Source organism: Bradyrhizobium sp. USDA 4516 (assembly GCF_054055915.1).
In genome coordinates, this window is sequence record NZ_JBSRXT010000001.1 from 7,060,833 (window position 1) to 7,074,426 (window position 13,594).

Consider the following 13,594-nt stretch of genomic DNA (forward strand, 5'->3'; position numbering starts at 1 on the left):
GTTCAGCTCCCGGCCGGAGCCCACGAATGGCGCGCTTATACGGATTTTGGCCGCGAAAGCAAGGGTTCTCGGCCCCGGATGTGCGAGGTGTCGTGGCCCTCCAGGCCGTTTGACGCAACCTCGGGTGATTTACCGTTGATTTCTTTGTTTGTATATCATACAAACATCTTTGGGAGGACGAGATATGGGTTCGGAGACCGCCAGCGGCATGTCTGCGCCCGATCCGAAGCATGCGGTCCGCGCGACGCGATCGGCGGGGCGCAAGATGCGCTCGTTGCTGCTCGATGCCGCCAGCCGCCTGTTCAAGGAACGCGGGCTCTCGGGCACATCGATCTCCGATATCGCCGCGGCCGCGGACGCCTTTCCGAGCCAGATCACCTATTACTTCCGCACCAAGGAAGCGCTGTTCGTCGAAGCGGCCGGCCGCGACATGCTCTATCTCGCGCGCGCGACCGAGCAGGCCGCCCTGAATGCCCACACCCCGCGCGACTACACCCACGCCCTGGCCGAGACCGTGACCGCGACCGACACGGTCGCTTTCTTCGCGGAGGCCTTGACCCTCACGCGGCGCCGGCAGGACCTCGCGCCCCTTGTCGAGCGCACCATCGAACGTCTGCACAGCGAGGGCGCGCGCGCCTATGCCGGCCAGGTCGAGCGGCACGGCTGGCGCTCGCTGCGCGCGCCCGAGGAGAGCTCGCGGCGGTTCTGGGCGATCGCGATCGGCGTGATCGTCGAAGGTTTTGCGATGGGCCGCGCTGCCGACGAGATGTGCCGCGAATTGCTGCGCGCGCTCGGCGAGCAGGCGACATCAACTTCGACGTCGGCCAATGACGGGACGCGGCTGCGCCTGGTCGGCGATCACGACACTTCATCCTCAACGGACGGCGAGACAGGCACATGACCGCGCTTCGCATGCGAGCCCGCGATTTCCTCACCGAGGACGAATTGGTTGCGGTGCGCGAGCGCACGACGTGGAAGGGCGCAGCCCTGATCGTGCATGCCTGGGCGCTGATCCTGGGCGCGATCGCGCTGGTCGCGTGGTGGCCCAATCCGCTGACCTATCTGCTCGCCGTTGCGATCATCGGCTCGCGCCAGCTCGGGCTTGCGATCCTGATGCATGACGGGGCGCACGGCTGTCTGTCGGCGGACGAGAGGACCAACCTGACGCTGAGCCAGTGGTTCTGCGCCTATCCGATCTTCGCGGAGACCCGCGGCTATCGCCGCTATCATCTGCAGCATCATGCGCGGACGCAGCAGGAGGATGATCCCGATCTCGTGCTGTCGGCGCCGTTTCCGATCACGAAGCTGAGCTACCGCCGGAAGTTCTTCCGCGATATCACCGGGCAGACCGGCTACCAGCAGCGCAAGGCGCAATTGCTCAATGCGATCGGGCCGAAGGAGTGGCCGTTGTCGCGGCGCGCCGCCAACTTCCGGCAGAAGCTCGGGCCGCAATGCGTCACCAACGCCTTGCTGTTCGCGGGCCTCGCCGCCGCCGGTGTGTGGTGGGCCTATCCGCTGTTGTGGCTGGTGCCGCTGCTGACCTGGATGATGGTGATCACGCGCATCCGCAACATTGCCGAACACGCCGTCGTGCCCGACAGCTCCGATCCCCTGCGCAACACCCGCACCACGCGGGCCAATGTCCTCGAGCGTCTCTTCATCGCGCCGTACTACGTGAACTATCACCTCGAGCATCACCTGCTGTTCTACGTGCCCTGCTACAACCTGCCGCGCGTCCACCGCATCCTCAGCGAAAGCCGCCATGCCGGCCGGATGGAAGTGCAGCCGGGCTACGCCGCCGTGCTGCGGCTGGCGACCGCCAGGCCCGCCAGCGAGGATCGTCCGGGCCAGCTGGTCAACAGCGCGCGCCGGGCGAGGGCCGGCGCCGAGGTTAACGCCGACCAGAATGCCGGCGGGTTCTAGTGTGCTGAATGCGAAGTTCGTGCGATTTCGCGGCAGCTACTTTCGCGAACTTCGCATTCATAAAGCACACTAGAATCATAAGTTTGCTAGTGTCCTTATCGAATCCGAAGTTCGCTCCGAAGGTGCGGCAAATGATGCGAACTTCGGATTCGGGACACTAGCCCGGAGCCGGGACCGGCATCCCCAGGGTTCCTCTGGCGCGGCTTGACAGCACCGCCTCCGTCAGTGTCTTACGGCCCGGTCCGGGGCCGGTTGCAAGGCTGGGCTGCCAAGCCTGGGCTGCCAAGGCTTGGTTGCCAAGGCCTGATTGCCAAGGCTTGGTTGCAAGGGATTGGCCCGGACCCGCTGTGGCGCGTTTTGCGCGACGCGGATACCGTTTTCCCCTGCGGCAGGCGTAAAGCGCCTGCGCGGAGATCACGCTCAACAAGGTAGGGATCGCCGATGACGGCAGCATTTACGTTTCCCGGGCAGGGCTCGCAGGCGGTTGGCATGGGCAAGGCCCTGGCCGACGCCTTTCCGGCGGCCAAGGCGGTGTTCGACGAGGTCGATTCCGCGCTGGGCGAGAAGCTGACCGCGATCATCTGGGATGGTCCCGGCGAGACATTGCAGCTCACCGAAAATGCCCAGCCCGCCCTGATGGCGGTGTCGATCGCCACATTGCGCGTGCTCGAGAGCGAAGCCGGCTTTTCGGTCGGCCGCAACGCGGCCTTTGTTGCCGGACACTCGCTCGGCGAGTATTCGGCGCTGGCCGCCGCCGGGAGCCTCTCCGTCAGCGACACCGCGCGGCTGCTCCGCACCCGCGGGCTCGCGATGCAGAAGGCGGTGCCGGTCGGCGTCGGTGCGATGGCCGCACTGCTCGGTCTCGACTACGAAACCGCCGTGGCGGTCGCCAACGAGGCGGCGCAGGGACAAGTCTGCCAGGCCGCCAACGACAATGGCGGCGGCCAGGTGGTGGTCTCCGGCGACAAGGCCGCCGTCGATCGCGCGGTCGAAATCGCCAAGACCAAGGGCGCCAAGCGCGCCATGCTGCTGCCGGTGTCGGCGCCGTTCCATTGCAAGCTGATGCAGCCGGCGGCCGATGCGATGGCAGAGGCGCTGTCGGGGGTGACCATCAAGGCGCCCGCGGCGCCGCTGGTCTCCAACGTGCTGGCCTCCGCCATCACCGATCCCGACGAGATCCGCCGCCGCCTGATCGAGCAGGTCACGGGCACCGTGCGCTGGCGCGAGTCGGTTGCCTATATGGCAGGGCAGGGCGTGACGCGGTTCTTCGAGATCGGCGCCGGCAAGGTGCTGAGCGGCCTCGTCAAGCGCATTGCCGACGGCGCGGTCGGCGTGTCCGTCGGCGGTCCGAACGATATCGCTGCGGCCAAGGACGCGCTCGCGGCTTCGGCTTGAAGCAGCCGGAAGGAGAATTCGATGTTTGATCTGACTGGCAAGACGGCGCTCGTCACGGGCGCAACCGGCGGCATCGGCGGCGCGATTGCGCAGGCGCTGCATGCGCAGGGCGCAACGGTAGCGATCTCGGGGACGCGGCGCGAGGTGCTGGACGGCTTTGCGGCCAAGCTCGGCGCGCGCGTGCATGTCCTGCCGTGCAATCTCTCCAGCAAGGATGATGTCGAGGCGCTGGTGCCGGCAGCGGAAGCTGCGATGGGACAGGTCGACATCCTGATCGCCAACGCCGGCATCACCCGCGACAACCTGTTCGTGCAGCTGCGCGACGAGGATTGGGACGACGTGATCGCGGTCAACCTGACCGCGACGTTCCGCCTGGCGCGCGCGGCGACCAAACTGATGATGCGCAAGCGCTTCGGCCGCATCATCGCGATCACCTCGATCGTCGGCGTCACCGGCAATCCGGGGCAGGGCAACTACACCGCGTCGAAGGCCGGCATCATCGGCCTGATCAAGACGCTGGGCGCCGAATACGCCAAGCGCGGCGTGACCGCCAATTGCATCGCGCCGGGTTTCATCAAGACGCCGATGACCGATGCGCTCAACGACAAGCAGCGCGAATCCATCCTGGCGAAGGTTCCTGCGGCGCGGCTCGGAACGCCCGAGGACATCGCGGCCGCGGCGGTCTATCTGGCCTCGAACGAGGCCGCCTACGTCACCGGACAGACGATCCACGTCAACGGCGGGATGGCTATGATTTGAGCTACTGGCCGCCTCTCGCAATGCGGCGAAAAGCCGTTTTCGGGAGCCGGTTCAGGCGTGTAGTCAAGGCTTTGGAAGTATGGTAGCTGAAGCCCCCGTGGATGGGCGAAGAACGCCATTGCAGGATTTTGAAACCCTGTATATTGGCGTGGCGACGCCTGCCGTTCGCCGGGGCTTTAATCGGCTACGACCGGGCCGAATCAAGACTATGCGCGACTGAGTAATCGAGACGACCACGATGGCTCGTATCGTCTTGGGGTCGGGTCCAATGGAACAACGAGGTTGAACGATGAGTGAGATTGGCGAGCGGGTTAAGAAGATTGTGGTCGAGCACCTTGGTGTCGAACCCGAGAAGGTGGTCGATAGCGCGAGCTTCATCGATGACCTCGGCGCCGACAGCCTCGACACCGTCGAGCTCGTGATGGCATTCGAAGAAGAATTCGGTTGCGAGATTCCCGACGACGCGGCGGAGACGATTCTGACCGTTGGCGACGCGACCAAGTTTCTCGAGAAGAACGCGAAGAGCTGACGCCGATCGCGAAGTTGACGGGGCCGGACGGACCGTGATCGAGCGGTCCCCCGGCTTCTTATTATCAGCCGCGCATTGCTGGCCGGAGAGGTGGAAATGAGACGAGTTGTCGTCACGGGGCTGGGCATGCTTACACCGCTCGGCTGCGGCGTTGACGCAACTTGGGCGCGCATCCTCGCCGGAGACAGCGGCGGCAAGAAGATCGACACGTTCGACGTGTCCGACCTGCCGAGCCAGGTCGCCTGCTACATTCCGCGTGGCGACGGCACTGGCGGCACCTTCAATCCCGATCAGTGGATGGAGCCGAAAGACCAGCGCAAGGTCGACGACTTCATCGTCTATGCGATGTGCGCGGCCAAGCAGGCGCTGGACGATGCCGACTGGCATCCGAAGTCGGACGAGGACCAGTTCGCCACCGGCACGATGATCGGCTCCGGCATCGGCGGCCTCACCGGCATTGCCGAGACTGCGGTGCTGCTGAAGGAGCGCGGACCGCGCAGGGTCTCTCCGTTCTTCATTCCGGGCCGCCTGATCAATCTGGCCTCCGGCTACGTCTCGATCGAGCACGGCCTGAAGGGGCCCAATCATGCAGTGGTCACGGCGTGCTCGACCGGCGCGCATGCGGTCGGCGACGCGGCGCGGCTGATCGCGCTCGGCGACGCCGAGGTGATGGTCGCCGGCGGCGCCGAATCGCCGATCTCGCGCATCGGCATCGCCGGCTTCTGCGCGGCGCGTGCGCTGTCCACCGGCTTCAACGAGACCCCGCAAAAGGCATCGCGGCCGTACGACAAGGATCGCGACGGCTTCGTGATGGGCGAGGGCGCCGGCGTCCTCGTGCTGGAGGAATACGAGCACGCGAAGCGCCGCGGCGCGAAGATCTATGCCGAGGTCACCGGCTATGGCCTGTCGGGCGATGCCTTCCACATCACCTCGCCGCCGCCGGACGGCAATGGCGGCTTCCGCAGCATGACCATGGCGCTGAAGCGCGCCGGCCTCGCGGCATCCGACCTCGACTACATCAATGCGCACGGCACCTCGACGCAGGTCGGCGACGAGATCGAGCTCGGCGCGGTCGAGCGTCTGCTCGGCAATGCGGCCTCGAAGGTTTCGATGTCGTCGACCAAGTCCGCGACCGGACATTTGCTCGGTGCGGCCGGCGCGATCGAGGCGATCTTCGCGATCCTGGCGATTCGCGATAACGTGGTGCCGCCGACCATCAATCTCGACAACCCATCGGTGCAAACGGCGATCGATCTTGTGCCGCATACGTCGCGCAAGCGTGACGTCAATGTGGCGCTGTCCAATTCCTTCGGTTTCGGTGGCACCAACGCTTCCGTGATCGTGCAGCGCGTGACCAATTAGTAGGTCGTTAGAGCGTTTTCGAGCGAAGTGGGTGCCGGTTCGCGTGAAGGAAACGCGTCGAAAAAGAGAATCCAAAGTCCCGTTCCGATTCGATCGGGACGGGACTTTAGAACTAGTCCACCGTTTTGCCGTATTCCGCGGTGACTCCTAATAGCGGGCGTATGCTATTGGCAGGGCAGGGGTTTGCCCGGCCACGATTCAACCGGCAGGATATTGGTTTGCATCGATGAGTGAGAGGCCGCCCATTTCACCGAGGAGTCCACGCGCCGCGCTGGAGCCCGAACAGCTTCCGCCGCCGCCCAAGCGCTCGGATCGCGCCCGCAATCCCTTCGTGATCGTCGGCAATGCCATCTTCACCATCCTGATCATCCTGATGATCGGCGCCGGAGCGACGTACTACTACGGCAAGCAGGCGCTGGAATCGCCGGGACCGCTGCAGGAAGACAAGATCGTCAACATCCCGGCGCGCGCCGGCAAGCGTGACATCGCCGACGTGCTCTCGCGTGAGGGCGTGATCAACGTCAATCCGTGGGTCTTCATCGGCGGCGTGTTCGCGCTGAAGGCAAGCTCCGATCTCAAGCCCGGCGAATATTCGTTCCAGAAGAATGCCAGCCTGCGCGACGTCATCGCCACCATCGTCGACGGCAAGGTGGTGCAGCACGCCATCACGATACCGGAAGGCCTGACGTCCGAGCAGATCGTGACGCGGCTCTCCGACAACGACATCTTCACCGGCTCGGTGCGCGAGATCCCGCGCGAGGGCACGCTGCTGCCGGAGACCTACAAATTCCCGCGCGGCACCACGCGCGACCAGGTGATCCAGCGCCTGCAGCAGGCGCAGAAGCGCGTGCTCGCCGAAATCTGGGAACGCCGCAACACCGACACGCCGCTGAAATCGCCGGACCAGCTGGTCACGCTGGCCTCGATCGTCGAGAAGGAAACCGGCCGCGCCGACGAGCGCAGCCGCGTCGCCGCCGTGTTCGTGAACCGCCTGCGCCAGCGGATGAAGCTGCAGTCCGATCCGACCATCATCTACGGACTAGTGGGCGGCAAGGGAACGCTGGGCCGTCCGATCAAGCGCAGCGAAATCACGCAGCCGTCGCCCTACAACACCTATGTGATCGACGGCCTGCCACCCGGACCGATCGCCAATCCCGGCCGCGCCTCGCTGGAGGCGACCGCCAATCCGGCGCGCACCCGCGACCTGTTCTTCGTCGCTGACGGAACCGGCGGCCACGCCTTCACCGAAACCTACGACCAGCACGCGAAGAACGTCGCCAAGCTGCGCGCGTCGGAAAAGCAGATCCAGAACGACACCGTCGAGCCCGCGGATGATCCGGCGCCCGCCGCCGCGACGCCCGGCGCCGACACCAATCCCACGGCGACGACGCCGAAGCCCACCAATCAAAAGAAGCCGCCGCGCGGTCGGCAGGGCGCAGCCCAACAGACCAATTCGCCGCCGGTGGTGCAGCGCTAAAGCGCGATCGTCATCGCGCTTTAGCTTCTTGTTTGAGCATGATCTTTCGGAAAACCGCCATACACTTTTCCGGATCATGCTGTAGCTCTGCATTTTCCGGTGGTGGAACGTAATTCCACTTTCACGGAATCCGTTTTAAGGTCGCACCGGCTCCCCACGAGTCTCGCAGGCTCCGGGTGAGTCCCATATCCTTCTGTTGGAGAGTTCACGCGATGGCGCTGTCGAGCATGACTGGCTTTGCCCGAAGCCATGGCGCAAGCGGTCCCTATACGTTCGAGTGGGAGCTGAAATCGGTCAATGCCAAGGGCTTTGACCTGCGGTTGCGGCTTCCGCCGGGCTGGGACGAACTGGAAGCGCTTGCCAAGAAGCGGGCCGGCGAGCTGCTGTCGCGCGGCACGGTCTACGCCAATCTCAGCGTCAAGCGCACCGACGCGGCGCAGACGATCCGGATCAATGAGGACGTGCTCGCCGCCGTGGTGAAGGTCGCCGGCACGCTCGCGCAGCGGATCGACGCGGTGGCGCCGAGCATCGACGGACTGCTCGGCATCAAGGGCGTCATTGAGGTGGTCGAGCCCGAGAGCAACGAGGACGAGGACAAGGCGGCGCGCGAGGCGGCGGCGATGGCCTTCGAGCAGGCGCTCGGCAGCCTTGTCGAGATGCGCCGCCGCGAGGGCGATGCGCTGGGGCAGATCCTGATGCAGCGGATGGACGAGGTCGAGCGGCTCGCCAGGCGCGCTGAGACCGCTCCCGGCCGCAAGCCCGAGGCGATCAAGGCGCGGCTGGCCGAGCAGATCGCGGCCCTGCTCGAGACGTCCGACCGCTTCGATGCCGACCGCCTGAACCAGGAGGCGATCCTGATCGCCACCAAGGCCGACATCCGCGAGGAACTCGACCGCATCGCCTCGCACATCGCCCAGGCGCGCGAGATGATCGGCAAGGGCGGTCCGGTCGGGCGCCGGCTCGACTTCCTCGCCCAGGAATTCAATCGCGAGGTGAACACCTGCTGCTCGAAGTCGAACGACGTCGAGCTGACCAACACCGGGCTTGAAATGAAGAACGTGGTCGAGCAGTTCCGCGAACAGGTCCAGAATCTGGAGTGAATGATGACGGCGCAGGGTTTTGACGGCGTAGAGCGGCGCGGACTGATGTTCGTCCTGTCGTCGCCGTCGGGCGCCGGCAAGACGACGCTGTCTCGCATGCTGCTTGAACGCGAGCCGGGCCTGAAGATGTCGGTGTCGGCGACCACGCGGCCGATGCGGCCGGGCGAGGTCGAGGGCCGCGACTATTTCTTCGTCGACAAGAAGAAATTCGAGAAGATGGTCGAGCAGGGTGAACTGCTCGAATGGGCCACCGTATTCGACAACCGCTACGGCACGCCGAGTGCGCCGGTCGAGGCCGCCCTAGCGGTGGGGCAGGATGTTCTGTTCGATATCGACTGGCAGGGCACGCAACAGCTCCACCAGAAAGCCAGCGCCGATGTGGTGCGGGTGTTCATCCTGCCGCCGTCGGCCGCCGATCTCGAGAGGCGGCTGCATACCCGGGCGCAGGATTCGGAAGAGGTCATCCGCGGACGGATGAGCCGCGCCAGTCATGAGCTGAGCCATTGGGCGGAATACGACTACATCGTCGTCAACCACAACGTCGACGATGCCTTTGCCGAGGTGCAGTCGATCCTGAAGGCCGAGCGCCTCAAGCGCGAGCGCCGCACCGGCCTTACCGAATTCGTGCGCGGCCTGCAGCGTCAGCTCGAGAAGTAGCGCGTTGCGGACGTGATGCGAGCGCATCACGTCCGTTTGCATTTTTTCCTAAGCGGACCTTAGTTCGTCGCGCTGCGCGCAAGCCGCTGCAGCATCGCGGCGATCTGCTTGTTGTCCTGCTCCCTTTGATCCCGATCACGCGCAGTCTCGCGACGTGGAGCAGGCTTCTCGGCGCGGCGTGGAGCGGGCGTCTCCGCGCGACGTGGAGCGGGCGTCTCCGCACGGCGCGGAACGGGCGTCTCGGCGCGGCGCGGCGCAGCCTCGGACAGCCGCAGCGGACGATCCCGGCTGACAACTGCCATCGGGGGCGCCGGCTCGGTGTGCAGCGAATCCCACGGCGCCTGCCACTCATCCTCGGTCTCGTAAGGCGGCGTACGCGTGCGGGTCAGCCGGAAAACCAGCGTGCTGACCAGGCCGGCCAGCGCCAGGGCTCCAACCATCACGATCAGCAGCATCTGCGTCGACGACGGTGACTTCTCCACGGACGCTTCGGCCGTGGCGGGGGCGGCAGGCGCCGGCGCGGCCGCCGGTTGCGGCGTCGTGTCTGCCTGCGCAACCGCGGTCGGCTGGTCTGCGGCGCGTCTGGTTCCGTTGGTTCCGGCCATGCTCGATGCATCCAGCCACCTGGCGTTCACGTCGGACGGCTGCGCGTTGGTACCGGTGGGCGTGGCTGCCGGGTCGGGCGTCGCTGCCGTTCCGCCGGCCTGGCCGGCGTCGGCGCTTGGCGCAGGTACGGCTGCGACCTGGGGCGAGGGCCATTCGGCATGGGCATCGGCGACTGATCTGCGCATCGCCGGCTGCTGCGGCGCGGGCTGGCTCTGCGGCGTCGGCTGGCTCTGTGGCGGCGTCGCGTCGGCCGTTGTGGTATCGGGCGCTGCTGCCGCTGGCGGCTGCTGCGTGCTCGTCGTCGCCGTCTTGGCGGCCTTGTTCTTGGCCTCGTTCTTGGCCTCGCCGAGATACCAGCACTTCTTCTTGCTGCGATCGAGATGGTAGAACCAGTGGCTTCCCGCAGGCGCGGTTCCCTTGGGCGCGGCCAGGCAGGTGTCCGCCGTGTTGTTGGTGCTATTGGCCGTATTGGCGGCGGTCTGGGCCATGGCGCTGCAACTGGCGCCGGCCAGGATGCTGGCGGCAAGCGCCGCAGCGAATTTCGCTGAACGATTTGACATACGCGTCCCCGGTATCTCTTTTTTAACGCAAACGCTGGAGATCCCAATCTCGGCAAAGAGTTGGGTCGCAATGCGCCGCAAATCCGGAACGGGTGGGGCTTAATTGGGGCTCGCGGCGTGCCGCAATTGCGGCGGGCCGAAGGCCGCGGAACACGAACAGAACGATGGCCTGGTTCGACTGTCAGGTTCCATCGGAGCGGCCGCGTCCCGCCGGCGGTAGCAGCACCGACGGGACGTCATGTCTCAGCATGACCTTTCGGAAAACCGCGTCACACTGTTTCGGATCATGCTCTAGTTCTTCAGGACGATGCGTCCGACGACCTTGCCGGCGCGCAGCTCGTCGATCCATTTCTGGACGTCGGCCATCGGCTCTTCCTTCATCGGCGTCGGCTTGATCTTGCCGGCGCGGGCGAGCGCCATCAATTCCTGACCTTCGGCCAGCGTGCCGACCATGAAGCCTTCGATGGTCATGCGCTTGTACACCCACTGCACCATCGGCAGCGTGAATTGGCCGCCCATCAGGCCGGACACCACGATCTTGCCGCCGCGCGCGACCGTCGACACCGCAAACGCCATCGACTTCTCGTTGCCGGCAAAGTCGACGACGCCGTCGAAGCCGCCGTCGCTCTCCTTCAGCATGCGCTTGACGACATCGGGCTCTGCCGGGTCATAGGCGGCCGCCGCGCCGTTTTTCAGCGCGGTCTCGCGCGCCGCGGGGCTGAGATCGGCAACCGTGATCGGCTGCTTGAACATCGCCTGCGCGAATGACAGGCCCATCATGCCGACGCCGCCAAGGCCGATCAGCAGCAAATTGCGTTGGCGCGGACGATCGACCAGGCGCTTCAGCGCGCCATAGGCGGTGACACCGGAGCACATCAGGGTGGCGGCCTGGTTGACCGGCAGCGGATCGTAATCGAGCAGGTATTTTGCGTCGGGCACCAGCACGTGGGTGGCGAAGCCGCCGTCGATCGAGACGCCGAGGAAGCGCTGCTTGACGCAGAGGTTCTCGTCGCCGGCGAGGCAGTCGCGGCACTGGCCGCAGCCGATCCAGGGGAAGACGGCCTTCTTCGTCCCGATCAGATCCTTCGGCGCATCGGGGCCGACCTCGTCGACCACGCCCGCGATCTCATGGCCGAGCGTGAAGGGCAGGGTCATGCCGCGGGTGGTGTCGAGCTTCTTGCCGCCGCCGAGATCGGCGTAGCCGTCCTGGATGTGGAGATCGGAATGGCACAGGCCGCAGCGCTCGATGCGCACCAGCACTTCGCGTCCCTGGGGCTTCGGCGTGTCGACGATGGTTTCGCACAGCGGTGCATCGAATTTGACGAGGGATTGGCGAACCATACGCGCCATTACGTTTTCTCCTGTTGTTCTATTTTGTGGCCCGTATATCGGCCAATTCCCGGGCCATGGCAACAAAGCCCGCGACCGGAATGGTTTCGGCGCGCCGTGTCGCGTCGATATCGGCTGCGGCAGCAAGCCGCGCCGGATCGACCGACAGCGATTTCAAACTCTGGCGCAGCATCTTGCGGCGCTGGCCGAAGGCGGCGGCTGCGACCTGCTCGAGCATGCGGCGGTCGCACGGCTCGGGCGCGGCGCGCGGTATCAATCGTACCACCGAGGACGTGACCTTCGGTTGCGGCACGAAGGCCGCGGGCGAGATGTCGAACAGGATCTTGGTCTCGGCGCGCCAGTTGGCGAGCACCGCGAGCCGGCCATACGCCTCCTCGTCCTCATGGGCGACGATGCGCTCGGCGACCTCGCGCTGGAACATCAGGACCATCATGTCGTACCAGGGTGGCCACGGCTCGATCGACAGCCAGTCGACCAGCAGCTGGGTCGCGATGTTGTAGGGCAGGTTGGCGACGATCTTGGCCTTGGCGCCATCGAGCAAGGGACGCGGGTCAAAGCGCTGCGCGTCGCCATGCACGATCTCGATGCGGCCGGGATAGCGCTTGGCGATATAGTCGAGCGCAGCCAGCGCCCGCTCGTCGCGCTCGATGGCGATCACGCGCTTGGCACCCAGCGCAAGCAGCGCGCGCGTCAAGCCGCCGGGACCGGGGCCGACCTCGATCACGGTGGAGTCTTCCAGCGGGCCCGCGGCGCGGGCAATGCGCGCGGTGAGGTTGAGATCGAGCAGAAAATTCTGGCCGAGCGATTTGCGCGCCGACAGCGAATGCTCGCGAATGACGTCGCGCAGCGGCGGCAGATCGTCGATCGTGCTCACTTAGCTTGATGCCGCGGCCATGCGCGCGGCGAGCCGGAGGGCGGCGATCAGGCTCGACGGATTGGCCTTGCCGGTGCCGGCGATATCGAATGCGGTGCCGTGATCGGGCGAGGTCCGGATGAAGGGCAGCCCCAGCGTGACGTTGACGGCGTCCTCGAACGCGACGGTCTTGATCGGGATCAGCGCCTGGTCGTGATACATGCAGATCGCGCAGTCGTAGGTCTTGCGCGCGGCTGCGTGGAACATGGTGTCGGCCGGCAGCGGGCCCCGGACGGCAATGCCGTCGCGGCGCAGGATCTCGACCGCGGGCGCGACGATCTCGACGTCTTCCATGCCGAGCGTGCCGTCTTCGCCGGCATGCGGATTGAGGCCGGCAATGGCGAGCCGCGGCGCCGCGAGGCTGAACCGCGCCTTCATGTCCGCGACCACGATCCGCGCGGTCGACACGATCAGGTCGGTCGTCAATTGCGCCAGCGCCTCGCGGACCGACACATGGATCGTCACCGGGACGACGGCGAGCGCCGGCGACCACAGCATCATCACCGGCTGCGGCGCGCGCCCGCCGTTTGCGGCAAGCTCGGCCAAGAACTCTGTATGGCCGGGATGTCGGAAGCCGGCGCGGTACAGCACGTTCTTGGCGATCGGATTGGTGACGACGGCGCTGGCCTTGCCGGCGGCGACATCGGCGACGGCCTGCCGGATCGATGCCAGCGCCGCATCGGCACTCGTGCCGTCGGGCTGGCCCGGTCGCGCCGTCACCGTCTTGCCGGTCGCAACCACGGGAAGGGCGCGTGCGAACGTCGTGGATGCCTCCGCGGCGCTGACCTCGGCCAACTCGACGGCAAGCCCGAGCGTCTTGGCGCGTTCGGCAAGCGCGGCGCGGTCGCCCAGCAGATAGAACGGCGGGAGATCGAGTTCGCGGCGGCGCAGCCATGCGGCGAGCGTGATGTCGGGGCCGATGCCTGCGGGCTCGCCGGATGTAAGTGCGAGAGGTTGAGCCAT

13 protein-coding genes are annotated in these 13,594 nt (G+C 66.0%); 9 read left to right on the plus strand and 4 right to left on the minus strand.

From position 1 onward, the window contains the following. The first annotated feature begins 184 nt into the window (after positions 1–184). From ACVI1L_RS32235 to gmk, 9 genes are all read left to right on the plus strand, one after another. Positions 185–901, plus strand: coding sequence for a TetR/AcrR family transcriptional regulator C-terminal domain-containing protein (locus ACVI1L_RS32235; RefSeq protein WP_456784730.1), 717 nt, complete (start codon positions 185–187; stop codon positions 899–901). Beyond that, positions 898–1,923, plus strand: coding sequence for a fatty acid desaturase family protein (locus tag ACVI1L_RS32240; protein WP_456784731.1), 1,026 nt, complete (start codon positions 898–900; stop codon positions 1,921–1,923). The genes ACVI1L_RS32235 and ACVI1L_RS32240 overlap by 4 nt, the downstream gene beginning before the upstream one ends. Positions 1,924–2,364: 441 nt before the next feature. Beyond that, complete coding sequence (gene fabD / locus ACVI1L_RS32245) at positions 2,365–3,318, plus strand: ACP S-malonyltransferase (protein ID WP_225159083.1); 954 nt, start codon at positions 2,365–2,367, stop codon at positions 3,316–3,318. A gap of 21 nt (positions 3,319–3,339) precedes the next feature. Then, positions 3,340–4,077, plus strand: a complete 738-nt coding sequence (gene fabG / locus ACVI1L_RS32250; protein WP_141343070.1) for a 3-oxoacyl-[acyl-carrier-protein] reductase — start codon at positions 3,340–3,342, stop codon at positions 4,075–4,077. Between the two features lie 289 nt (positions 4,078–4,366). Beyond that, the gene (locus tag ACVI1L_RS32255; protein ID WP_002716125.1) at positions 4,367–4,606 is read left to right on the plus strand and encodes an acyl carrier protein; all 240 of its coding nucleotides are present in this window, start codon (positions 4,367–4,369) and stop codon (positions 4,604–4,606) included. A 96-nt stretch (positions 4,607–4,702) separates the two neighbouring features. Beyond that, the gene (gene fabF / locus ACVI1L_RS32260; protein ID WP_057019881.1) at positions 4,703–5,968 is read left to right on the plus strand and encodes a beta-ketoacyl-ACP synthase II; all 1,266 of its coding nucleotides are present in this window, start codon (positions 4,703–4,705) and stop codon (positions 5,966–5,968) included. A 226-nt stretch (positions 5,969–6,194) separates the two neighbouring features. After that, positions 6,195–7,445, plus strand: coding sequence for an endolytic transglycosylase MltG (gene mltG / locus ACVI1L_RS32265; RefSeq protein WP_076831963.1), 1,251 nt, complete (start codon positions 6,195–6,197; stop codon positions 7,443–7,445). Between the two features lie 212 nt (positions 7,446–7,657). Then, positions 7,658–8,545 (plus strand): YicC/YloC family endoribonuclease, encoded by an 888-nt coding sequence (locus ACVI1L_RS32270; RefSeq protein ID WP_141343071.1) that lies wholly within the window; start codon positions 7,658–7,660, stop codon positions 8,543–8,545. A 3-nt stretch (positions 8,546–8,548) separates the two neighbouring features. Further along, positions 8,549–9,202 carry a guanylate kinase gene (gene gmk / locus ACVI1L_RS32275; protein WP_076832200.1) on the plus strand — a complete coding sequence of 218 codons (654 nt, stop codon included), beginning with the start codon at positions 8,549–8,551 and terminating at the stop codon, positions 9,200–9,202. A 59-nt stretch (positions 9,203–9,261) separates the two neighbouring features. Here gmk and ACVI1L_RS32280 read toward each other — a convergent pair whose 3' ends face one another. The 4 genes from ACVI1L_RS32280 to pdxA form a co-directional block, all read right to left on the minus strand. After that, the gene (locus tag ACVI1L_RS32280; protein ID WP_141343073.1) at positions 9,262–10,368 is read right to left on the minus strand and encodes a hypothetical protein; all 1,107 of its coding nucleotides are present in this window, start codon (positions 10,366–10,368) and stop codon (positions 9,262–9,264) included. A gap of 291 nt (positions 10,369–10,659) precedes the next feature. Further along, a complete protein-coding gene (locus tag ACVI1L_RS32285) occupies positions 10,660–11,718 on the minus strand; it encodes an alcohol dehydrogenase (protein WP_028344804.1) in 1,059 nt (352 codons plus the stop codon). A 19-nt stretch (positions 11,719–11,737) separates the two neighbouring features. Beyond that, positions 11,738–12,592: a 16S rRNA (adenine(1518)-N(6)/adenine(1519)-N(6))-dimethyltransferase RsmA gene (rsmA, locus tag ACVI1L_RS32290; protein WP_057019884.1), complete on the minus strand. Its 855-nt coding sequence runs from the start codon at positions 12,590–12,592 to the stop codon at positions 11,738–11,740. After that, positions 12,593–13,594: a 4-hydroxythreonine-4-phosphate dehydrogenase PdxA gene (gene pdxA / locus ACVI1L_RS32295; RefSeq protein WP_076831975.1), complete on the minus strand. Its 1,002-nt coding sequence runs from the start codon at positions 13,592–13,594 to the stop codon at positions 12,593–12,595.